Below are 472 nucleotides of genomic sequence, written 5' to 3'. Positions count from 1 at the left end.
GACCGCGCCGGGTCGCCCCGGTGCGGGCATCGACGCCGGGGTGTCGGACGCCATGAGCGTCCCGCCGCCGGGCAGCTCCAGCTGCGAGTGCATGATCTTGCCCGCGTCGGCCGGGTCGGACGCCATGCCGAACTCGTCGAACGTGCTCGACGTCGCGGCACCGCCGAAGACGTCGGCGTAGAAGTCCATCGCCGCGCGGGCCTGGTCGCGGAAGCCCAGGTAGGGGCTGAGGCGTGCGGTCATGGTCGGTCCTCCCGAGGGGTGCGTGCCGGTGCAGGTGTCGACCCGACGGGCCGCGCGGACTCATCGGCGTGCGCGCACACGGGTGCACCTTCACCCGGTCCCTCAAGGTGTATCGATCACACCCGATGCTGAGGGCAGCGAGTCGGCGACCAAGGACGGTCGTGCGCAAGACCAAGGAGGGTTTCTCATGGCCGGTGTCCCACGGGCCAGGGTGACGACGACGCCGTGG

At 71.4% G+C, this 472-nt stretch carries 1 pseudogene; it reads right to left on the bottom strand.

Annotated features, from left to right (window positions below):
• Nucleotides 1-243 (bottom strand): annotated as a pseudogene (locus tag G3I56_RS42785) (VOC family protein); the annotation flags it as partial.
• Between the last annotated feature and the right edge of the window lie 229 nt (nt 244-472).

The organism is Streptomyces sp. SID12488 (genome assembly GCF_010548275.1).
Classification (GTDB): Bacteria; Actinomycetota; Actinomycetes; order Streptomycetales; family Streptomycetaceae; genus Streptomyces.
This window is presented reverse-complemented; position numbering and strand designations above follow the sequence as displayed.